The organism is Burkholderia multivorans ATCC BAA-247, from assembly GCF_000959525.1.
Classification (GTDB): Bacteria; Pseudomonadota; Gammaproteobacteria; order Burkholderiales; family Burkholderiaceae; genus Burkholderia; species Burkholderia multivorans.
On record NZ_CP009831.1, the window covers coordinates 1,456,724 to 1,479,179 of the forward strand.

A 22,456-nucleotide genomic window follows, 5' to 3' on the forward strand; every position below is an offset into this window, starting at 1 on the left:
CGGATCAGACGGTTTCGGATTCGGCAACCCGCTCCGCCGCGACGACCGGGATCGCGACGCGTTTGCCGCCGACGCGTTCCTCGGGCGTGGCGGGCCGGATCTGGCCGCGCGTTTCGACGAACGCGATGGTCGTGTCCGGCGCATCGCTGTTGACGAAATGGCGGAAGCGGCGGCGCGTGTCGGGATCGTTGACGGCCTTCTTCCACTCGCACTCGTACGTGTCGACGACGTGCTGCATGTCGGCCTCGAGTTCGGCCGCGATGCCGAGCCGGTCGTGCACGACGACGTCGATCAGGTAGTCGAGGCCGCCTTCGAGGTTGTCGCGCCACACGCTCGTGCGCTGCAGCCGGTCGGCGGTGCGCACGTAGAACATCAGGAAGCGGTCGATATAGCGGATCAGCGTGTCGCGATCGAGATCGGCGGCGAGCAGCTCCGCATGCCGCGGCTTCATCCCGCCGTTGCCGCAGACGTACAGGTTCCAGCCCTTCTCGGTCGCGATGATGCCGACGTCCTTGCCCTGCGCTTCCGCGCATTCGCGCGTGCAGCCCGACACGCCGAACTTGATCTTGTGCGGCGCGCGCAAGCCCTTGTAGCGGTTCTCGATGTCGATCGCGAGCCCGACCGAATCGTCGACGCCGTAGCGGCACCACGTCGAGCCGACGCACGACTTCACGGTGCGCACGGCCTTGCCGTACGCATGCCCGGATTCGAAGCCGGCCGCGATCAGCTCTTCCCAGATCGACGGCAGCTGCTCGACGCGCGCGCCGAACAGGTCCACGCGCTGGCCGCCGGTGATCTTCGTGTACAGCCCGTACTTCTTCGCGACCTGCCCGACGGCGATCAGCCCTTCGGGCGTGACCTCGCCGCCCGGCATGCGCGGCACGACCGAATACGTGCCGTCGCGCTGGATGTTCGCGAGGTAGTAGTCGTTCGAATCCTGCAGCCCCGCATGCTCCTTCTTCAGCACGAATTCGTTGAAGCACGACGCGAGAATGCCTGCGATCGCTGGCTTGCAGACGTCGCAGCCGAGCCCGCGGCCGTGCTTCGCGAGCAGATCGTCGAAGGTCCGGATCCGCTCGACGCGCACCAGATGGAACAACTCCTGCCGCGAATACGCAAAGTGCTCGCACAGATGGTTGTTGACGGCGAGCCCTTGCTTCTTCATCTCGGCCTTCATGATCTGCGTGACGAGCGGCACGCAGCCGCCGCACGACGTGCCGGCGCCCGTGCACGACTTCAGCGCGCCGAGACTCGTCGCGCCGTCGTTCACTGCCGCGCAGATCTGCGACTTCGACACGTTGTTGCACGAGCAGATCTGCGCGCCCGCGGGCAGCGCGTCGACGCCGAGCGCAGGTTTCGCCGCGCCGTCCGACGACGGCAGGATCAGGAATTCGGGCTGCTCGGGCAGCTCGATGCGGTTCAGCATCATCTGCAGCAGCGTGCCGTATTCGGTCGCGTCGCCCACCATGACGGCGCCGTGCAGGAACTTGCCGCAGTCGGACACGACGAGCTTCTTGTAGATCTGCCGACGCTCGTCCGCGTACAGATAGGTGCGGCTGCCGGCCGTCGTGCCGTGCGCGTCGCCGATGCTCGCGACGTCGACGCCCATCAGCTTCAGCTTCGTGCTCATGTCGGCGCCCGCAAACACGGCGGTTTCGCCGGTGCGGCCCGCGAGCTGCTTCGCGACCACGCGCGCCATGTCGTAGCCGGGCGCGACGAGCCCGTACACGGTGCCGTTCCACGCCGCGCATTCGCCGATCGCGTAGATGTCGGCATCGCTCGTACGGCACGCGTCGTCGATCGCGACGCCGCCGCGCGGGCCGATCTCGAGCCCGCAGGCGCGCGCCAGTTCGTCGCGTGCACGGATGCCGGCCGAGAACACGATCATGTCGGTATCGAGATGCGTGCCGTCCGCGAACACCATGCGATGCGTACCCTCCTCGCCGTCGACGATCTCGAGCGTGTTCTTGCCGGTATGGACCGTCACGCCGAGCGCCTCGATCTTCGCGCGCAGCATGCGGCCGCCGCCGTCGTCGACCTGCACGGCCATCAGCCGCGGCGCGAATTCGACGACGTGCGTATCGAGCCCCATGTCGCGCAGCGCCTTCGCGCATTCGAGGCCGAGCAAACCGCCGCCGACCACGACGCCGCGCTTCGCGCGCGCGCCGCACGCCTGCATCGCTTCGAGATCCTCGATCGTCCGGTACACGAAACAGTCCGCGCGATCGTGGCCGGGCACCGGTGGCACGAACGGGCGCGAACCTGTCGCGAGCACGAGCTTGTCGTACGCGAGCGTGTCGCCCGACGCGAGCGTGACCGTGTGCGCGGCGCGGTCGATCGACACGACGCGCGCATTGAGCCGCAGGTCGAACTGCGGATGGCGCGCGAAGAAGCCGGGCTCGACGAGCGAGAGGTCGTCCGCCGATTTGCCCGCGAAGAACTCGGACAGATGCACGCGATCGTAAGCCGGACGCGGCTCCTCGGCGAGCACGGTCGCCTGCACCGCCGCGGTTTCGGCGGCGACGCATTCGAGGAGCTTGTGGCCGACCATCCCGTGGCCGATGACGATGAGTTTCATGATGGCGTTTCCTTCGGTCGATCAGTTCGCGGCGTTCGCGGCAGCGAGTGCGCGGTCGCGCAGCTCGGCCTCGCGCGCCTTGTGTTCTTCGCTAAAGCGCACGGCCATCGCGCACAGCGCAGTTGCCGTGACGGCGAGTCCGAGCAGGCTCAGCGCGTGCTGCACGTCGCCGACGCCCTTCAGCAGGAAGCTCGCGGCGACCGCGCCCACGTTGCCGCCCGCACCGACGATCCCGGCGACGCCGCCGAGCGCCTTGCGGTCGATGAACGGCACGAGCGCATAGGTCGCGCCGCACGCCATGTGCGTGAACAGGCCGAAGGTCAGCATCGCGACGAGCGCGATGCCGACGCTCTGGGCGTGCGAGAACCAGATCAGCCCGAGTCCTTCGCCGACGATCAGCGCGCAGAGCAGCGTCGCACGCACGTCGAGGCTGCGGCGCGCGGCGACCTTGTCCGACAGCCAGCCGCCGAGTGCGCGCGCAAACAGCGCGAGCAGCCCGAACAGGCCGGCCGCGAGGCCCGCATCCTTCAGCGACAGATGGAAGTGATCGACGTAGTAGAGCGCGGCGATGTTGTGGATGAACACTTCGACGCCGAAGCACGCGCCGTACGTGACGAACAGCATCCACACGCGATAGTTCGCGCACGCGGTAAAGAAGCTCGCCCAGCCGCCCTTCTTGCCGCTGTCGATCGTCACGCCCGCTTTGCGCAGCGCGATGAAGTCGCCTTGCGGGCAGTCCTGCGCATAGCGCCAGTACGCCCATGCCATCGCGAGCATCGCGATGCCGGGCACGACGAGCGCGGCGCGCCATGCCGAATCGTCGCCGAGGCCGAGCATCAGGCCGGCCGCGACGAGCAGCGGCATCAGCGCCTGCGTCGCGCCGGCGCCCGCGTTGCCCCAGCCGGCCGTGGTCGCATTCGCGGTGCCGACGACGTTCGGCGCGAACATCACCGACGTGTGGTACTGCGTGATCACGAAGCCCGCGCCGATCGCGCCGATCCCGAGCCGGCAGATCAGGAACGACAGGTAGTCGTGCGTGAACGACACCGCGAACACCGGAATCGCGCCGAGCACGAGCAGGCCGACGTAGACGCGGCGCGGACCGAAGCGGTCGCACAGCGGGCCGACCAGCAGCCGCACCGCAATGGTCGCGGCGACGGCGGCGATGTTGATGTTCGCGACCTGTGCGGCGCTCAGATGGAATTCACGTGCGATCAGCGGCATCAACGGCGCGCACGCGAACCACGCGAAGAAGCAGACGAAGAACGCCATCCACGTCAGATGGAACGCGCGCATCGGCGCGGTGCGGAGGCTGAAGAGATCGATACGGGTAGCTTTGTCGGTCATGTCATCCGCCAAACGAAAAACGGCGTCCTGCGCACACGGTCTCGTTAGTCGAGAGCCGGTGCGTAGGACGCCGTTGCCCATGAAGCCCGTTGCCGGGCGCGTCGGTATTCGGTACTGCGAGCCGGATCGCCGTTGATCCGCCCGGACGCTGTTACGCAAGCGCCGTGCCAATGACGCGGCCAGCGCGCCGCAACGCCCGCCGCGCAAGGCGCGCGCGGCATCGGACCATGCGCGCGGCGCCCCTGCTGACGACGCACGCCGACGCAGCGAGGCACAGATGTGGTGCGATGCAGCACTGAAGCCGTGCGACATCGCGGTGCGCGGCAGCCGCCAACGATGCACGTCGATGCGGCATCGCGTCGGCTCGCATCGCGCGGCCCTGCACGCGCACCGCGCGATTGCGCCACGCATCGCGATGCGCGCGATACCGGTTGGCCCGGATATTGCTGAATCGAAAGCGGACATCGGCAACGACGCCGATGTGCAGTGTCGGAACGAGCGGCCCGTCGATGCGGACGGGCAAATCGGGACAACGGCGTCCGTTGCGTGCGCGGCATCGCCGGGTGCGGCCGTCATATCGGCTGCCGACGCTGCCGCAATGACCGCGTTAAACGACCGCCCGCCCGGGCGGCGATGGAATACGACATGACGACTGGAAAAGTCACGCTGCTGGGCGCCGGGCCCGGCGATCTCGATCTCCTCACGCTGAAGGCCGTGAAAGCGCTGGCGGCCGCCGACGTGCTGCTGCTCGACGATCTCGTCGACGCGCGCATCGTCGAACTCGCGCCGCATGCACGCGTCGTGCGCGTGGGCAAACGCGGCGGCTGCCGCTCGACGCCGCAGGCATTCATCGAGCGGCTGATGCGCCGCTACGCGCTGCGCGGCGCGCACGTCGTGCGCGTGAAAGGCGGCGATGCATTGCTGTTCGGCCGCGCCGGCGAAGAACTCGCGACGCTGCGCGCCGCCGCGATTCCGGTCGAGATCGTGAACGGCATCTCCTCGGGCTTCGCGGCCGCCGCGAGCCTTGGCGTGTCGCTGACGCACCGCGAGCATTGCCAGGGCGTCACGTTCGTGACCGCGCATCGGCAGGATCACGGCGAGCCCGACTGGGCGCAACTCGCGGCGACCGGCACGACGCTCGCGATCTATATGGGAATGAGCCGCATCGAGCGCATCGCCGCCGGGCTGCTCGCCGCATTGCCCGCGTCGACGCCCGCCGCAGCCGTGCAGTGGGCCGGCACGCCTGCCGAACGGCGCTGGATCGGCACGCTCGGCGCGCTGGCCGACGGCGTCGAAGCGGCAGGGCTCGGCAGCCCCGCCGTGATTCTCGTCGGCGCGGCGATCGGCGAAGCGGGCGCGCTCGCGCTCGATGCCGATCGTGCCGCCGCCCTGTCGCGGGCCGCGTAGCATGCGCGGCGTCATCCCGCCTCTCGTCGAATCCCGCGTGCGGGCTGGCTGCGGCACGCGACGCCGATACGTCGTCGCGTGTCCGATTCCGTCCGCCATCGATCCGCAACCGTTCCCGTTCGTGCAATGAGCTCGCCCGTTCTGTCCGGCCGCTTGCGCGTGCTGCTCGTTACCGACACCGACAAACCGATCGGCGAACTGCGCACCGCGCTCGCGCAGCGCGGCTACGACATGCTCGCCGACGTCGCGACGCCCGCGCGTCTGCCCGCCGCCGTGGAGGAGCAGCGTCCCGACGTCGTGATCATCGATACCGATTCGCCGTCGCGCGACACGCTCGAACAGCTCGCGGTGATGCACGCGACCGCGCCGCGTCCGGTCGTGATGTTCAGTCACGACGCGGATCAGGCGCTGATCCGCGCGGCCGTGGGCGCGGGCGTCAGCGCGTATCTCGTCGAAGGGCTGTCGGCCGAGCGGCTCGCGCCGATCCTCGAAGTCGCGCTCGCGCGCTTCTCGCACGACGATGCGCTGCGTCGCCGGCTCGCCGACGTCGAGCGCGAGCTCGCGGAGCGCAAGCTGATCGACCGCGCGAAGCGCCTGCTGATGGATCAGCGCAGGCTGTCCGAGCACGACGCATACGCGACGCTGCGCAAGCGCGCGATGGATCAGGGGCTGCGCATCGTCGACGTCGCGCGCCAACTGCTCGATGCGTCACCTTCGTCTTCCTCGTCATGAATACTTCGCCCCCCGCAGCGCCCGAACGCTGCCATCTCCGCATCGGCTTCGTCGCGCTCAGCGACGCGGCACCGCTGATCGTCGCGCAGCGCCTGAAGCTCGGCGCGGCGTACGGACTCACGCTCGAACTGAGCCGCGAGCCGTCGTGGGCCGCCGTGCGCGACAAGCTGCTGAGCGGCGAGCTCGACGCCGCGCATACGCTGTACGGGCTCGTGTGCGGGCTGCAGCTCGGCATCGGCGGCCCGCAGGCCGACATGGCCGCGCTGATGGTGCTGAACCGCAACGGTCAGGCCATCACGTTGTCGCGCACGCTCGCCGACGCCTATCGCGCGCACGGCAGCGTGCGCGACGCGTTCGCGACGCTCGGCCGCAAGCCGCTGCTCGCGCAGACGTTCCCGACCGGCACGCACGCGATGTGGCTGAACGCCTGGCTCGCGTCGCACGACGTCGATCCGCTGCACGACGTGCGCAGCGTCGTGATTCCACCGCCCGAGATGGTCGCCGCGCTCGCCGGCGGCGAACTCGACGGCTTTTGCGCCGGCGAGCCCTGGCATGCCGTGGCCGATGCGTGCGGCGCGGGCCGCACGGTCGCCGTCACCAGCGAGATCTGGCCCGACCATCCGGAGAAGGTGCTCGCGAGCCGGCGCGATTTCGTCGCGCTCTATCCGGCGACGTCGCGCGCGCTGATCCGCACGCTCGTCGACGCGTGCGCATGGCTCGACAGCGCCGCGCACCGGCGCGAAGCGGCCGACTGGCTCGCGTCGCCGGACGCGCTCGGCGTGCCGGCCCGGCTGATCGCACCGCGCCTGCTCGGCGACTACGGAGCGGGGCCGTTCGCGCAGCCGCCGTTGCCGATCCGCTTCCACGACGGCGGCGCGGTCAACCGGCCCGATCCGCGCGACGGCCGCTGGTTCCTCGCGCAATACCGGCGCTGGGGCATGCTCGATGGGCCGCACGACGACGCGGGCATCGCCGCGGCGATCGCGCAGACCGCGTTGTATGATGCTGCGGTCGCCGAACGCGGCACGACCGGCGCGTGATGGGCCGAACGCGCTGCACCGCGCGCCGGCAAGCCGGCATGGGGGCGCGGCCTCACGCGCGTCGTTGCGCAAGTGCAGGCCCGCCACGGCTGGCACGCGCCGCCGCCGTTCGGGACGACGCCGTACCGCCCGCTCCGTCCCCCGATCCGAACCGATGCCGAAACGATCGCGCACAACGCTCGACGTGCTGCTCACCGAGATCCGCGCCTGCCGCGCATGCGAAGCCGACCTGCCGCTCGGCCCGCGCCCCGTCGTGCGCGCGCACCGCGATGCGCGCATTCTGATCGTCGGCCAGGCGCCCGGCGCGCGGGTCCATGCGAGCGGCATTCCATGGGACGACGCGAGCGGCAAGCGGCTGCGCGACTGGCTCGGCGTCGACGCCGACACGTTCTACGACGACACGCGCTTCGCGATCGTGCCGATGGGCTTCTGCTATCCCGGCCGCGGTGCGAGCGGCGACAATCCGCCGCGTGCCGAATGCGCGCCGCTGTGGCTCGAGCGGCTGCTCGCCGAGCTGCCGTCGATCCGGCTGACGCTGCTGATCGGCCAGTACGCGCAGCGGCATTTCCTGCGCGACACGCGCAAGCCGACGCTGACCGATACCGTCGCCGCATGGCGCGACTACGGTCCCGACGTACTGCCGCTGCCCCATCCTTCGCCGCGCAATCAGGCGTGGTTCAAGCATCATCCGTGGTTCGACGCCGAAGTCGTGCCGGAGCTGCGGCGGCGCGTCGCGCCGCTCGTCGCCGGCTGAGCGCGGGCCGCGCCGATTCCGGCCACGCGCGGTTCGCTGTACCATCGCGGCTCCACAGCGTCACGAACCGCAGAATCCGTCATGTCCTCCCACGCCCCGCCGCGCCTGTACGGGATGCCCGAACGCAGCGACCGGCTCGACTTCTACATCCGCGATCAGGCGTCGCGGCAGGCGATCACCGAGCCGCACCGGCACGCGTATTTCCAGATCCAGTTCAATCTCGGCGGCGACACCGAGCAGCGGATCGGCGGCGTCACGCGGCCGTTTCCGCGCGGCGCGCTCGCGTTCGTGCTGCCGTATCGCGAGCATCTGATTCCGCATCCGGAAGGCGCGCACTTCATCGTGATCAACTTCAGTCAGGCGTTCCTGCGCGCGGATCTCGACGTCGATCCGCTCGATCTCGAGGACGTGCCCGCGCACCGTTTTCCCGAACTGACGCCGTTCCGCTTCCAGGAGCATCTCGATTTCATCCTGACCGGCGACACGTTCGACGAGGCGCGCCGCCTCGCGCTGTGCATGATCGACGCGGACCGCGCGCGCACGTTCGGCTCGACGACGCTGCTGCGCGGCTACCTGCTGCAGCTGATCGGCCTCGTCTGCACGCAGTACGCCGGTGCGCTCGACAAGCTCGCGCAGCGCGGCGCACAGCGCGCGGGCCGGCGCGATGCGCTCGCGCGCGTGCTGCGCCACGTGCGCGCGAACCTGACGCGCGAGGATCTGACGCTCGCGGCGACCGCGGAAGCGGCGTTCCTGTCGCCGAACTACCTTGCGCATCTGATCCGCAAGGAAACCGGCAGCACGTTTACCGATCTCGTGACCGAGCGCCGGATCGCGCTCGCGCAGTCGCTGCTCGCGCATACGAGCCGACGCATCGCCGACATCGCGCGCTCGGTCGGGTTTCGCGACGAAGGCTATTTCGCGCGGCGGTTTCGCGCGCGTGTCGGGGTGTCGCCGAAGGCGTACCGCGATGCGAACGCGGCGCTGCCGGTTGACGACGACGCGTGAGCGGCAAAGGCGTGAGCGGCGCGGGGTTGATGGGGACGGTCGGCGAGTGGACGGCGCGTCTCGGACCGCGGGCGGGCGATCGGTGCGGTTGCCGCATGTTGCGTGCTGTTCGGCGATTTTGATTTTCTGACTTGCGCCTTTCGCGGGTCGCCACTCGCCGGTCACCATTGGCCTGCCGCTTTCGCGCTTTCCGCCTTTCGCTTTCCACCTTTCGCTTTCCACCTTTCGCTTTCCGCCTTTCACCGCCCGCTTTCCACTTCCTGGTTTCCGCTCCCCGCCCCGCGCGCGTAGTTTTGTCCCGGTAAACCGCAAATGCGTCGCATCCGGCCGCGCGCGGCTCGGGTATCGTTCAGGCATGCCGGCCCGCGCGTCGCGCGCGCCGCTGTCCGTCTTTCTGTCGAACGAGGCCATCCGATGTCCGAAACCGTCATCGACGCTCCCGAGCGTCCTTCCGTCGAAGTCGATCAGTCGTCCGCGCGCTTTCCGCTGCGCCGCGTATTCTGCGTCGGCCGCAACTATGCGGATCACGCGCGCGAAATGGGCGCCGATCCCGACCGCGAACCGCCGTTCTTCTTCATGAAGCCCGCCGACGCGATCGTGCCCGCGCGCGGCACGGTGCCGTATCCGCCGCTGACGCAGGACCTGCATCACGAAATCGAGCTGGTCGTCGCGATCGGCACCGGCGGCCGGTCGATCGACCCCGCGAACGCGCTGTCGCACGTGTGGGGCTACGGCGTCGGCGTCGACCTGACGCGCCGCGACCTGCAGGCCGAAGCGAAGAAGCTGAGCCGTCCGTGGGACTGGGCGAAAGGCTTCGACGCGTCGGGCCCCGTGACTGCATTGCGCCCCGCATCGGCGATCGGTCATCCGGCGACCGGCCGAATCTGGCTTGCGGTGAACGGCGACACGCGCCAGCAAGGCGATCTCGCCGACATGATCTGGGGCATCCCGGACGTGATCGCCTACGTGTCGCGCTCGGTCGAGCTGAAGGCCGGCGACCTGATCTTCACCGGCACGCCGGCCGGCGTCGGCGCGCTGCAGCCGGGCGATCGCGTGACGGGCGGCGTCGACGGCGTCGCGACATTCGAGTTCACGGTCGGCGTGAAGCCTTAAGCGCTGTGCACGCACGTTGCCGATGTGAATCGGTTGCGTGCGCAATGAACTTGCCGCGGCGTGTGCGTAGCCGATTGCGGGGCATACCGCGGCACCCTTCCGGACGTGTTTCAAGTACGGCGCGATTGCGTTCGCGCTGGCTGTGTCGCGCACATCGAACGCGCGCACGGCACGCGGCGGGCGACGAGGCCGAAGCAACAACCGCATGCGGCTGCGGCTTTCGCCCTTGAAGCGCCTCACGCGGAAATCGGCAAGCGTCGTCACCTGCCGAGCGGCGTCACTCCGCCGCGATCGCATCTGCGCCGGCCGCGTCGCGCGCATCGAACGACCGCACACAGCACGCGGCGAGCAGCGCCGCCGCCGCGGACAGCAGCATCATTGCAAGCGGCGCATAGGCGGCATTACGCGGCGTCACGACCGCGCTCGTCAACGACGACAGCGCAGCGCCGCCCGCGATCGTCATCGCGCCGGCAAGCCCGGACGCGCTCCCGGACAGCTCCGGTCGCACCGACAGCGCGCCCGCATGCGCGCCGGGGTTCGTGAACCCGTTGCCGAGCCCGACCAGCACGCACGGCCCGAACCACGCAGCCGCATGCGTTGCGCCGCCGACCTGGAGCGCCAGGGCGATCAGTGGCCCCGCGCACGCGACGATGCGGCCATACAGAATCGTCGTCGCGAGCGGATAGCGATGCGCGACGCGGCCCGCAAGAAAGCTGCCGCATACGAAACCGGCCGTGATCGTCCCCATGCAGACGCCGAGTTCGGCCGGCGCGATCGCGAACACCGCGCGGGCCGCGAGCGGCGCGCCGGCGAGGAACGCGTAGAACGTACCGGTCGAAAACGCCATGCACAGCACATACGCCCAGAAGCGGCGCGCGCGGAGCAGCGCCGGATACGCGCGGAACTGGTGGGCGAGCGTCGGCGACCGGTTCGTATGGGTTTCGGCGAAATCGAACATACACCACGCGCACAGTGCGACGCCGACGGCGCCGAGTAGCCAGAAGTTCGCGCGCCAGCCGGCCGCCTGTTCGAGCGCGCCGCCGAGCGTCGGGCCGATCATCGGCGCGAACGCGGCCGCCATCGCCGCATAACCGATCCGGCTCGCCGCGCGGCTGCCGCCGGCGGCGTCGCGGATCGTCGCCATCGAGACCGGATACACCGACGTGATCGCGGCCTGCATCAACCGGCACGCGAGAAACGTGCGGATGTCGGTCGCCAGCGCGCAGCCGATTGCGCCGAGCGTGAACACGCCGACGCTCGTCAGCACGATCGGGCGCCGCCCGAAGCGGTCCGATAGCGGCCCCATCAGCAATTCGAGCGATGCGGCGAGTGCCGCGTAGCCGCCGATCGCGAGCCCGACGAGCGCATAGTCCGCACGCAGGTCGCGCGCGATGGCCGGCAGCGACGGCAGGAACAGACTCAGCGGCAGCACCGAGAACGCACACAGCAGCATCAGCGTCGTGCGCGCGGGCGCGCCGGTGGCCGGACCGAACGGATTCGATTGCAAGCGAATGCCCTCCGCGCACGCGCGCGAGGCCGTGCGCAAACACCAGAAAATCCCGATCGAATCGGGAAGACGGGGATGCGGCGCACACAGAGCCGCGATCGGCGGGTGCGTGCGCGGGAAGCGGCAGTCGAACGGGTCGCGCAGGCCGGATCGGCGCTGCGCGACGCTGCACGCGATGATGGTAGACAGGCGCGGCGACCGCCGTCAACGCGCTATCGCATGCGCACCGACACGAACCGGCGTGCGTGGTTGCGCTGGATCAGCACCGCGATGACGTCGCCGCCGTTCGCCTCGAGCGCCGGCACGTCGGCCGGCGATTCGAGCAGCGTGTCGTTCAGCTCCAGCACGACGTCGCCCGGCTCGATGCCCGCACGCGCCGCCGGGCCGCGCACCGCGTCGACCATCATGCCGACGGGCAAGCCGGTCGATCGCCGTTCGTCGTCGGTCAGCGGATGCATCGTCAGCCCGAGGCGGTCGCCGTGCTGCGGCGGCCGCACGGCGGTACGCGTGACGGTCGCGGTCCCGACCGGCGCGGCGGCCGTCTGCATGGCCGGTGCCGCGCGCGCGGCGGTTGCCGCGGGAACGACGTCTTCGCCGTCCGTGCCCGCTGTACCGGCTGCGCGCAACGCGGGCGCGCCGGCGTCGGTCGCGCCCGAGCCGGCGGAGCCCAGGCCGGCCGCCCCTACGCCGGCCGCGCCAGCGGCGGCCGACCGCGTCGCACTTGAGCTGGCGGCGCTTGCCCCAGCCGCGCGTGAGCCGGCTGCAACCGAGCGGCTCGTACTTGAGCCGGCTGAACCGGCCCCGGCTGCGCCCGAGCCGGCGGCGACCGCGCGGGTCGTCCCTGAGCCGGCCGCGCCTGGGCGCGTCACGCTCGAGCGGGCCGCACTTTGGCCGGCCCCCAGATCAGCATTCGATCTAACGACGCGTGATCCGGCCGTATCCGGGCCGGCGCCAGTTGCGCGGACCGCGCCTGAACCAGCCGCATGCAAATGGGTCGCAGCTGCCCCGGCCGTCCCAGCTCCGGCCGTCCCCGCTCCGGCCGTGCGCGAGCCGGCCATACCCAAGCCATTCGCACCCAAGCCCGTCGCCCCGCTCTCGTCCTCGCCACCGCTCCCACCGGCAACACCGGTCACACCATCGGTGCCGACCGCATTCGCGCCTCGATCGTCGTTAACCGCGACCGTCAGCACGACCGGCGCGCGATTGCGAATCAGCCGCATCGGCGCCTGCTCGCCCGGCGCCAGCGTCGTCGCGAGGTCGTTCAACTCGGCCGCGCCCGCGACCGGCCGATCGCCGAACTGCACGATTACGTCGCCCGCGCGCACGCCCGCCACCGCGGCAGGCGAACCGGCCTCGACGCCGTCGACGAGCGCACCGGAGGCGCGAGGCAGCCCAAGCGCCGCCGCCAGCCCCGCGCCGACGTCCTGCACGTCGAGGCCGAGCGCATTGGCGCCCGACCCGCGCGCCGCCTGCGCCGGCGGCTGCAGTTGCGCACGCAGCTTCGCGCTGAGCGCGATCGGGATCGCGAACGTGAGGCTCGCGTAGCGATCCGCGCCCGTATAGACCTGCATCGCGATACCGACCACGTTGCCCGCGCGATCGAACACCGGGCCGCCGGAGTTGTCGGGATTCACCGCGATGTCGGTCTGCAGGAACGGGAACGCGCTGCCGTCCGGCAGCCGGCGCGGCGTCGCGCTCACGATGCCGGCCGTGACCGTGTTGCCCGCGCCGTCCGACGCGCCGATCGTCATCACGGGCTCGCCGGCACGCACGCGTGTCGCTTCGGCAATCGGCACGTAAGGCAGCCGCGTGCCGTCGATCCGCAGCACCGCGACGTCGCTCTGCGGATCGACCGCCACCACGGTCGCGCGGAATTCGCGGCCATTGGCGAGCCGCACCGTCGCATCGGTCGCGTCCCCGATCACGTGGGCGGACGTGAGGATCGCGCCATCGGGGCTGACGATGAAGCCGGACCCGCTACCGGTAATCGCGCGCGGCGACGTATCGGGCGCCGGCGGCTGCGGGCCCTGCGCGCGCGGCGGCGCACCGCGTCGGAAGAATGCGGCGAGCGGATCGTCGGGATCGAGAATTGCGAACGTCGGCTCGCCGGTCTGCGGATCGAACGCGCTCGTGCGGATCGTGACGACCGCCGCGCCGTAGCGGTCGACGATCGCCGGAAAACCGTCCGACGCGACGTCGGATGCCGCGGGCGAGCCGCCGCCGTTGTCGACAGGCAGTGCGAGCGTCGCCGCGAGGCCGGTCGGCGGCGGCGAGGCGACGGCGAGCGCGAGCGCGGGCAGCGCGGCGCGAAGGACGGCGCGGGCAAGCGTCTGGCGAACCACGGTGCACCTCCCCCGGGCAGTCGCGGCAACGCGCTGCGCGACACGCGCAGACACCCGACAAGCACCGGTACACGCCTCCATTTATAGCTCACGCGCGTCTGTCGAGCAGCCGGACGCAACCCGTACGCCGGGTCCGCGTCGCGCCGCAAAACCGTAATGGCATTCGTTCCGGACAAAGTCCGCGGTTCGTCAATCCGAACATTCACCGCGCACGATGCACGACCACGACGCGAGGCGCAGATGACGCACCGGCACTTATTCGGGCCATGCGGTCGCGCGGCGATCGAGCGCGTCGCGTACCGCGCGGGCGAGATCGTCGAGCGCATAAGGCTTGCCGATCAACGCGACGCCTTCGTCGAGTTTGCCGTCATGGAAGATGATGTCGCGCGTATAGCCGGACGCGAACAGCACGCCGGCGCGGTACGGCGGCGCGCTCGCGATCCGCGCGAGTTCGCTGCTGCGCACGGCGCCCGGCATCACGACGTCGGTAAACAGCAGATCGAAGCGCTGCCCGCTCTGGATCAGGCGCAGCGCCGCATCGCCGTCCTGCGCGGACAGCACCTTGTAGCCGAGCCGTGCGAGCATCTCGATCGCCGCGAGCCGCACGTCGCAATTGTCCTCGACGACGAGAATCGTCTCGCCGCCGCGCGTGGCCGGCGCGCTCGCGGGCTTGTCGGGTTCGCGCTCCGTATCGAGACAGCGCGGAAAGTAGAGATCGACGGTCGTACCCTCTCCTTCGGCGCTGCTGATATGCACGCAGCCGGCGCTCTGCGATACGAACCCGTGCACCATGCTGAGCCCGAGACCGGTGCCCTGTCCTTCCGCCTTCGTCGTGAAAAACGGTTCGAACGCGCGCAGCTTCACGCGCTCGGGCATGCCGTGACCGTCGTCGGCGACCGACAGCCGCACGTAGTCGCCGGCCGGAACGCCCGCCTGCGCCGCGCGGCGGTCGGTCGACGCATCGACGGCGGCCACGGCGATCCGGATCGTGCCGCGCTCGTCGATCGCGTCGCGCGCATTGATCACGAGATTCAGCAGCGCGCTTTCGAGCTCGTTCGGGTCCGCGTAGATGTGCCAGCCGTCGTACGCATCCTCGATCGACAGCTCGATCGACGCCGGCAACGTACGCCGCAGCATCTCGGCCATCGCTTCGACGAGCCGCATCGGATTGAGCACGGTCGGCACGAGCGGCTGCCGGCGCGCGAACGCCAGCAGCTGCGACGCGAGCTTCGCGCCGCGCGACACCGCATTGCTCGCGACGGCGACGCGCCGTTCGAGTTCCGCGTTGCCCTGCGCCAACAGCTGAATCAGCTGCAGGTTCGCCGCGATCACCTGCAGCACATTATTGAAGTCGTGCGCGACGCCGCCGGTCAGGCTGCCGATCGCCTCGAGCTTTTGCGCCTGCCGCAGTTGCGCCTCCATCGCGACGCGGGCCGCAACCTCTTCGGCGACCCGCTGCTCGAGCGTCTGCGTGAGCTGCATCAGCGCGTATTCGGCCTCGTGGCGCCGCGCCTCCGCCACGACCTTGGCGGTCGTCTCGAACACGATCGCGATGACGCCGGCCGGCTGCCCGTCGTCGTCGAATACGGGGCTGTAGCCGAGGTCCATCCAGACGTCCTCGGGGCGGCCCTGGCGATACAGCACGAGCTGCTTGTCGCGATAGGTCAGCGTGCCGCCGGCCAGACAGGTGTCGACCACGTGCCGGTTGAACGACGCGACTTCCGGCCAGCCGACCTCGACCGGCTTGCCGAGCAGGAACGGATGGCGCCCGCCGGCAAACGACGCATAGGCGTCGTTGTAGAGCATCGTGCCTTCGCGGCCCCACAGGATCACCAGCGGCGACGGCGACGCGAGCACGAGCCGCACCGCGGCGGCGAGGCTCGGCGGCCACGTCGAACGCGGCCCAAGCGGCGTGTCGCTCCAGTCGAACGTCGCGACACGACGCGCCATCTCGCCGCCGCCCAACTCCGGACTGCCGCTCACCGACAGTGCAAACTCCGACTCGACAGAAATTTCGCTCATACGGTAACGCTCACGCGATCTGGAAACTTTTGCACGACCCAACGTCGATCCGTTGCCCGCCGGCCGCTCCGGCGGCCTGTCCCGCCGCATCGGCACAAGGGCTGCAGCGTGCAGCAAGCACCGTTCCCGCGACGCTTCCGCGGTTCGATCTTCGCCGCCCGCGGAGAGGCGGCCGACGTGACGAGCGTGTAACCGCATCGCGGGCGCTCCGGCTGGACGCACGCATCTCGCTCCGCGCGCGACGCGCGTCACGCGCCGCCGATCCGCTTCGCGATCGCGGACAGCGTGCGCAGCATCGGCGCGAACGCATCGGCCGACGTATTGCCGAAGCCCAGCACGAGCCCGTTGCGCGACGATTTCGCGTGCATCGAAAACGCGGACAGCGCAAACGGCCCGATGCCGTGCGCCCGCGCCGCGTCGACGATCGCGCGGTCGCGATAGCGCGCCGGCAGTTGCAGCGCGAGATGCAGCCCGCACGGGCCGCCTTCGACGCGATGTTCGACGCTGAGGCTGTCGTCGAGCGCCGCGAGCAGCGCGTGGCGCCGATCGCGATAGAGCCGGCGCATGCGGCCGAGATGCCGGCCGTATTCGCCGGTCTCGACGAAATCGGCGAGCGCGATCTGCACGTGGCGCGTGCCGCCGCGCAGCATCTCCGGCAGCGCCGGCCGCACGGCGGCGAGCAGCGCGTCGGGCAGCACGAGGAAGCCGATGCGCAATGCCGGAAACATCGTCTTGCTGAACGAGCCGAGATAGACGACCGGCGAATCGGCTGCCAGTCCATACATCGCGCCGATCGGTTCGCCGGTATGGCGGAACTCACTGTCGTAGTCGTCCTCGACGATCCATGCGCGATGCCGGCGTGCGGCATCGATCAGCGCAAGCCGCCGCGAAATCGACAGCACCGCGCCGGTCGGGAACTGGTTCGACGGCGTCGTATAGACGACGCGCGGCGTCCGCTCGCGCCAGTCCGCCTCGGTCGCGCGCAGCCCTTCCGCGTCGACCGGCATCGGCACGACGTCGAGGTTGGCCGTCTGCATCGCGGTGCGCGCGCCGCGGTAGCCGGGATCCTCGACCCACACCGTATCGCCGGGATTCGTCAGCAGCTGCGCGCACAGCGCGATTGCGCCCTGCGCGCCTTCGGTGATCACGATCTGCTCGGGATCGCAGCGCACGCCGCGCGTCACCGCCAGATGGCGCGCGATCGATTCGCGCAGCGCGGGTTCGCCGAGCGGATCGCCGTAGGCGAGCAGGTCGCGGCCCGTGCGGCGCAGCGCGCGGTCGATCGCGTGCCGCCACGCGTCGATCGGGAAATGCGACAGCGCCGGCACGCCGGGCCGAAAGCCGTGCGTGTCGTCGCTGTCGCCGACGCTCGGGCGAATCCGCTCGAGGCGCTGCGCAACCGCGGGCGGCGCCGTTCGCCGGCGCGGCGCCGCCGGCCGCGACAGCCCGACCACGCGCGTGCCGCGACGATCCGACTGCAGAAAACCCTCTGCGACAAGCTGCTCGTACACGGCCGCGGTCGTATTGCGCGACACGCCGAGCAGGTCGGCGAGCGCGCGCGTGCCCGGCAAACGCGTACCGGCCGGCATCGCGCCGCCGAGAATCGCGCCGCGCACGCGCTGCAGCAGTTGTCGCTGCAACGAAGGCGCGCCCGGCGCGCGGGACAGCGGCGCATCGAGCGGCATCGGCGAAACGGAATCGAGAGGCGGAACGGTCGTCATCGGAGCGGGCGAAGGCAAGCGGTCGGCGCCACGCGCGTGGCACCATAAATTCGGCGGCGTCTGGCACTTCTCATGGTACCTCGACGCGACTACGATCGTCTGCACGCCGGCATGTCGCCGGCCGCCAACCGACGCGAGACCGACCTTGCCCACCCTGACGAACGCCTATCGACAGCCCATCGGCCAACCGCTTCCCGACTGGTCCGCGCGCCCGCGCCCGGAGCGCATCGTGCTCGAGGGACGCTACTGCCGTCTCGAACCGCTCGACGCCGACCGTCATGCCGCCGATCTGTACGCCGCCTATGCGCAAGCGCCGGACGGCAGCGACTGGACCTATCTCGCGCACGGCCCGTACGACGACGAAGCGAGCTACCGCGAGTACGCACGCGGCGCGGCGACGAGCGCCGATCCGCTGCACTACACGGTGATCGACCGCGCGACGAACCGCGCGGTCGGCACGCTCGCGCTGATGCGCATCGATCCGGCGAACGGCGTGATCGAGGTCGGCTCGGTGACGTTCTCGCCGCTGCTCAAGCGCACGCCGGCGTCGACCGAAGCGCAGTACCTGCTGATGAAGTATGCGTTCGACACGCTCGGCTACCGGCGCTACGAGTGGAAGTGCGACGACCTGAACGCGCCGTCGCGCAAGGCGGCCGTACGGCTCGGCTTCCGCTACGAAGGGACGTTCCGGCAGGCGATCGTCTACAAGGGCCGCAATCGCGACACCGCGTGGTATTCGATCGTCGACGGCGAATGGCCGGCCGTCGCGGCCGCGTTCGACGCGTGGCTGTCGCCGGACAATTTCGACGCCCAAGGCAGCCAGCGCCAGTCGCTGACGGCGATCCGCGCCACGCAGGCAAACGCGCGCGATGCCGCGCGCCGCGCGAACGAGGCGACGCGCGTCACGGTGCGGCCGCTCGTCGCCGCCGACGAAGCGGCATGGCGTCCGCTGTGGCAGGCTTATCAGGCGTTCTACGAGACCGCGCTCGGCGATGCGGTATTCGCGACCACGTGGGCTCGGCTGATGGATCCGGACGAGCCGATGTTCGTGCTCGGCGCGTTCGACGCGTCCGGCGCGCTGATCGGCATCGTGCATGCGATCTACCACCGGTCGTGCTGGACCGAAGCGCCGTATTGCTATCTGCAGGACCTGTTCACCGCACCCGACGCACGCGGACAAGGCGCCGGTGCCGCGCTGATCGAGGCCGTGTACGAACGCGCGCGCCGCGACGGCGCGAGCCGCGTGTACTGGCTCACGCACGAGACGAACACCACCGCACGCGCGCTGTACGACCGGCTCGCGAACAACGCGGGATTCATTCAGTACCGCAAGGACCTGAAGTAATCCCGCAAAGGACTGAAGCAACGCGATGGCCGCGCCGCAACGCGCGGCATTGCGTTCAGCCGAACGCGTCGGCCGGCTCGTCCATGGGCTCGCTCGCGTCGACGCGTGGCGTGTCGCGCGGCAGCGACGCCGGGCAGATCATCTCGTCGCCGTTCGCCGGCACCGGGCGGCGCACCGGCCGGAACACGGGCTCGCCCGGCGCGATCGGCCGCCCCGAGATCGCGCAGCGGCCCGGCTGCACCGCGGTTCGCAGCCGCCAGCGCTGCTCGCCGTAATGACAGCGGCCGCTCTCGACCCAGCGTACGAGCAGGCTGTCGTCGGCCGCTTCGAGCACCGCGACGAACAGTTGCGCGCGCAACGGAGAGGCGATCGCGCCCGCGTGCTCGCCGACGTCCGCGTGCGGCGGCGAAACGGGCGGCGCGGCGGCGGCATCCGGCGTCGCTGCGCGGACCGGTCGTTCGATGCGGTTCGACATGCTTGATGCTACTCCCTGAAAGAGTGACTCGGATCGACGCTCAGCGCCGCGCGGCCGGTTCGCGCAACAACGACAGGCCGAGCGCCGCACCGACGACGGCGGCGGCGATCATCAGTGCGATCCCGCCCGACCAGCCGAGCGCGCCGACGATCGTGCCGATCGCGAGCGGCCCGATCACCTGGCCGAGATAGTTGCCCTGCACGACCCATCCGATGCCGAGCGGCGCGAGAGACGGCGACGGCACCGACATCGGTGCGCACGCGAGGATCGTCGCGGGCAGCAAACCCGCGATCGCCGAAAACGCGAAGCCGAGCGCGACCGCGACCGGCGCGGGCGTTGCCGCCGCGAACAGTCCGGCGCCGGCCGCGCCGATCGCCACCGACGTCGCGGCCATCACGATGCCGGGACGCGCGCCGCGCGCGAGAAGCCAGCCGGCCGTGAGATTGCCGATCACGCACGATGCGACGATCGCGGCCGCGATCAGTCCCGCCGCACCGACCGATACGCCGAGACGCTGCATCAGGAACACGGGCAGGAACGTCATCGCCGCGAAGAACTGCACGTTGTACGTCGCGAAGGCAAGCGCGAGCAGCGTCGTCGCGCGCGATGCGACCACGTCGCGCAGCGCGGCGCCGAGGCGCGGCGCGTGCGCATGCGCGTCGTCCGGCGGGTCGGCGGACGTCGTCATCGGCAGCGCGGCGGCCGCGGCGAACGTCAGCACCGCGGCGGCGACCCAGCCGCTGCGCCAGCCGCCGAGCAGCGGCCCGACGACCATCGAGAGTGCGATGCCGGCCGGCATGAAGGTGCTCCACAGGCCGAACACGACCGTGCGCGACGCGGGCGGCGTCACGCGGTTCAGCACGGCCGGCGCCGCGACGACGACGATCACGAAGCCGACGCCTTCGGCGACGCGCGTGGCGAGCAGCACCGCGAAGCTGTCCGCGACTGCGCCGGCGACGCTGGCGACGCCGAGCGCGACGAGTCCCGTCACCAGCAGCCGCCGATCGCCCCAGCGCCGCACGAGCAGCCCGGCCGCGATTCCGCCGAATACGCCGACGAACGGAAAGACCGACATGATGGCGCTCAGCGACGCGAGCGAGCCGCCGAACTGTTGCTGAAGCGACGGCAGCGCGATCGTCGCCTTGCCGACGTGCAGCGCCGACACGATGCTCGCGAGCACGACGTTGACGACGGCCGCGCGATAGCCGCGCGACGGCGTGGCGGCGACCGACGCCGCGACAGACGATTCGGTCATCTGCGATCTCCGTTGTAAGCGGTCGCGCGCATCGGCGTATCCGTTGCGGGCACGAGCGAACCGGCGCCCATCATACAAATTGAAGTTCACTTCAAGTAAAGGGGTGCAGCGCGCAACGATGCGTTTCGCCGATCGAGGCAATCGGCGTAATGGTGCGGTCGAGCCAATCGGCGTAATCGGCGTAATCACCGCAATCGAGCCGATCGACGCAATCGGTGCAATCACCGCGTATTGCTGCGATGCAGGCCACGCGTATGCGCGCCGCGCGACGACCGGTGCGCAATCGACCGCGCGGTTCTCGGCCGCGACACACCACAGTCGACGCGCATCCGTCTCGCAAACCGTCTCAATCGGCTGAGACGAACGTCCCAGCGTCTCACCCGCCGCCCGATGCGCACGTGCAGCACCGCGCGTCGGCGCATTCGCACGGCGCCTTGGCCGGCGCGGCTGCGCACGATGGTGCGCCGCCCATCGCCTGCCCCGCGCCGCGCTCGCACGCCACACGCAGCACGCTGGCCCCGTTCCTGCATGCGGTGCGTCGCGCGATCGCACAGCGCGCCACGGTGCCGCGCATCGCGGCACGACGACAGACAACCCACGGAGACAACAACATGAGTACACCCGCATCGAGTTCCGCCCGCAGCATGAAGGCCGCCGTGTGGCGCGGCCGCCGCGACATCCGCGTCGAAGAGGTTCCCGTGCCCGAGCGGCCGCCGGCCGGCTGGGTGAAGATCCGCGTGCACTGGTGCGGGATCTGCGGCTCGGACCTGCACGAATACGTCGCCGGCCCCGTATTCATTCCGGTCGACGCGCCGCACCCGCTGACGGGCCTGAAAGGTCAGTGCATCCTCGGTCACGAGTTCAGCGGCGAGATCGCCGAGCTCGGCGACGGCGTGACGGGCTTCGCGATCGGCGACCGCGTGACTGCCGACGCCTGCCAGCATTGCGGCACCTGCTGGTACTGCACACACGGGCTCTACAACATCTGCGAAAACCTCGCGTTCACCGGACTGATGAACAACGGCGCGTTCGCCGAATACGTCAACGTGCCCGCCGAACTGCTGTACCGGCTGCCCGACGGCTTCCCGACCGAGGCCGGCGCGCTGATCGAGCCGCTCGCGGTCGGGCTGCACGCGGTGAAGAAGGCCGGCAGCATCGTCGGGCAGACCGTCGTCGTAGTCGGCGCGGGCACGATCGGGCTGTGCACGATCATGTGCGCGAAGGCAGCCGGCGCGGGCCGCGTGATCGCGCTCGAGATGTCCGACGCGCGCAAGGCGAAGGCGCTCGAAGTCGGCGCGAGCGTCGTCATCGATCCGAAGACCTCGGACGCGATCGCCGAGGTGAAGGCGCTGACGGGCGGCTACGGCGCCGACGTGTCGTTCGAATGCATCGGCCACACGACGACGGCGAAGCTCGCGATCGACGTGATCCGCAAGGCCGGCAAGTCGGTGATGGTCGGGATCTTCGAGGAGCCGGCGCCGTTCAACTTCTTCGACATCGTGTCGACCGAGAAGGAAGTGATCGGCTCGCTGGCCTACAACGGCGAGTTCGCGGACGTGATCCGCTTCATCGCCGACGGCCGGATCGACGTGCAGCCGCTGATCACCGGCCGCATCGCGCTCGGCGACATCGTCGCGCGCGGCTTCGAGGAACTCGTCCATCACAAGGACCGCAACGTGAAGATCATCGTGCAGCCGGCGACGTAGCCGGCACGGCGCGGTCGGCGCGGCCGCGCGATGCCGGCTGTTTCCTGCCGTGCACCGCCGCACCCGGCATCAGGCGATTCTTCGATATACTGGACCGCACAACTTTC

Annotated in this window: 18 protein-coding genes; 10 read left to right on the top strand and 8 right to left on the bottom strand. The window is 70.3% G+C overall.

The window, feature by feature from the left end:
* Positions 1 to 4: 4 nt before the first annotated feature.
* Together nirB and NP80_RS08710 are read right to left on the bottom strand one after the other, a co-directional pair.
* Positions 5 to 2,578 carry a nitrite reductase large subunit NirB gene (gene nirB, locus NP80_RS08705; protein WP_006409092.1) on the bottom strand — a complete coding sequence of 858 codons (2,574 nt, stop codon included), beginning with the start codon at positions 2,576 to 2,578 and terminating at the stop codon, positions 5 to 7.
* Between the two features lie 21 nt (positions 2,579 to 2,599).
* Positions 2,600 to 3,925 carry an MFS transporter gene (locus NP80_RS08710; protein ID WP_035945924.1) on the bottom strand — a complete coding sequence of 442 codons (1,326 nt, stop codon included), beginning with the start codon at positions 3,923 to 3,925 and terminating at the stop codon, positions 2,600 to 2,602.
* Positions 3,926 to 4,271: 346 nt separating this feature from the next.
* On the opposite strand from NP80_RS08710, the gene NP80_RS30730 reads away from it, so the two are divergent.
* From NP80_RS30730 to NP80_RS08745, 7 genes are all read left to right on the top strand, one after another.
* On the top strand, positions 4,272 to 4,574 hold the full coding sequence (locus NP80_RS30730) for a hypothetical protein (RefSeq protein ID WP_140401777.1): 303 nt from the start codon (positions 4,272 to 4,274) through the stop codon (positions 4,572 to 4,574).
* Positions 4,571 to 5,332 (top strand): uroporphyrinogen-III C-methyltransferase, encoded by a 762-nt coding sequence (gene cobA, locus NP80_RS08720; RefSeq protein ID WP_006403441.1) that lies wholly within the window; start codon positions 4,571 to 4,573, stop codon positions 5,330 to 5,332. Before NP80_RS30730 ends, cobA begins: the two co-directional genes overlap by 4 nt.
* A gap of 126 nt (positions 5,333 to 5,458) precedes the next feature.
* The gene (locus NP80_RS08725; RefSeq protein WP_006396953.1) at positions 5,459 to 6,064 is read left to right on the top strand and encodes an ANTAR domain-containing response regulator; all 606 of its coding nucleotides are present in this window, start codon (positions 5,459 to 5,461) and stop codon (positions 6,062 to 6,064) included.
* Entirely contained in the window at positions 6,061 to 7,104 is a 1,044-nt protein-coding gene (locus NP80_RS08730) for a CmpA/NrtA family ABC transporter substrate-binding protein (protein ID WP_006409094.1), read from the top strand. Before NP80_RS08725 ends, NP80_RS08730 begins: the two co-directional genes overlap by 4 nt.
* A gap of 154 nt (positions 7,105 to 7,258) precedes the next feature.
* A complete protein-coding gene (locus tag NP80_RS08735; RefSeq protein ID WP_006409090.1) occupies positions 7,259 to 7,858 on the top strand; it encodes a uracil-DNA glycosylase family protein in 600 nt (199 codons plus the stop codon).
* Positions 7,859 to 7,939: 81 nt separating this feature from the next.
* The gene (locus tag NP80_RS08740; protein WP_035945920.1) at positions 7,940 to 8,863 is read left to right on the top strand and encodes a helix-turn-helix transcriptional regulator; all 924 of its coding nucleotides are present in this window, start codon (positions 7,940 to 7,942) and stop codon (positions 8,861 to 8,863) included.
* Positions 8,864 to 9,277: 414 nt separating this feature from the next.
* Complete coding sequence (locus NP80_RS08745; protein WP_006403438.1) at positions 9,278 to 9,976, top strand: fumarylacetoacetate hydrolase family protein; 699 nt, start codon at positions 9,278 to 9,280, stop codon at positions 9,974 to 9,976.
* A 277-nt stretch (positions 9,977 to 10,253) separates the two neighbouring features.
* Here the strand turns inward: NP80_RS08745 and NP80_RS08750 are convergent, their stop codons facing one another.
* From NP80_RS08750 to pdxR, 4 genes are all read right to left on the bottom strand, one after another.
* Positions 10,254 to 11,522 (bottom strand): MFS transporter, encoded by a 1,269-nt coding sequence (locus NP80_RS08750; RefSeq protein WP_006409686.1) that lies wholly within the window; start codon positions 11,520 to 11,522, stop codon positions 10,254 to 10,256.
* Between the two features lie 173 nt (positions 11,523 to 11,695).
* Positions 11,696 to 13,825: a trypsin-like peptidase domain-containing protein gene (locus tag NP80_RS08755; protein WP_045593369.1), complete on the bottom strand. Its 2,130-nt coding sequence runs from the start codon at positions 13,823 to 13,825 to the stop codon at positions 11,696 to 11,698.
* A 255-nt stretch (positions 13,826 to 14,080) separates the two neighbouring features.
* A complete protein-coding gene (locus NP80_RS08760; RefSeq protein ID WP_006403436.1) occupies positions 14,081 to 15,847 on the bottom strand; it encodes an ATP-binding protein in 1,767 nt (588 codons plus the stop codon).
* A gap of 248 nt (positions 15,848 to 16,095) precedes the next feature.
* Positions 16,096 to 17,568, bottom strand: a complete 1,473-nt coding sequence (pdxR, locus tag NP80_RS08765) for a MocR-like pyridoxine biosynthesis transcription factor PdxR (protein ID WP_035945729.1) — start codon at positions 17,566 to 17,568, stop codon at positions 16,096 to 16,098.
* 145 nt (positions 17,569 to 17,713) lie between these two features.
* Between pdxR and NP80_RS08770 the strand changes: the two genes are divergently transcribed.
* The gene (locus NP80_RS08770) at positions 17,714 to 18,913 is read left to right on the top strand and encodes a GNAT family N-acetyltransferase (protein ID WP_006408789.1); all 1,200 of its coding nucleotides are present in this window, start codon (positions 17,714 to 17,716) and stop codon (positions 18,911 to 18,913) included.
* Between the two features lie 55 nt (positions 18,914 to 18,968).
* Here the strand turns inward: NP80_RS08770 and NP80_RS08775 are convergent, their stop codons facing one another.
* Together NP80_RS08775 and NP80_RS08780 are read right to left on the bottom strand one after the other, a co-directional pair.
* On the bottom strand, positions 18,969 to 19,388 hold the full coding sequence (locus NP80_RS08775; protein ID WP_006408790.1) for a DUF3331 domain-containing protein: 420 nt from the start codon (positions 19,386 to 19,388) through the stop codon (positions 18,969 to 18,971).
* A 40-nt stretch (positions 19,389 to 19,428) separates the two neighbouring features.
* Positions 19,429 to 20,643, bottom strand: coding sequence for an MFS transporter (locus NP80_RS08780; RefSeq protein ID WP_045593375.1), 1,215 nt, complete (start codon positions 20,641 to 20,643; stop codon positions 19,429 to 19,431).
* Between the two features lie 118 nt (positions 20,644 to 20,761).
* Between NP80_RS08780 and NP80_RS08785 the strand changes: the two genes are divergently transcribed.
* Positions 20,762 to 21,001 (top strand): hypothetical protein, encoded by a 240-nt coding sequence (locus NP80_RS08785; RefSeq protein ID WP_053298478.1) that lies wholly within the window; start codon positions 20,762 to 20,764, stop codon positions 20,999 to 21,001.
* Between the two features lie 286 nt (positions 21,002 to 21,287).
* Complete coding sequence (locus tag NP80_RS08790; RefSeq protein ID WP_006409386.1) at positions 21,288 to 22,349, top strand: 2,3-butanediol dehydrogenase; 1,062 nt, start codon at positions 21,288 to 21,290, stop codon at positions 22,347 to 22,349.
* Positions 22,350 to 22,456 lie beyond the last annotated feature (107 nt).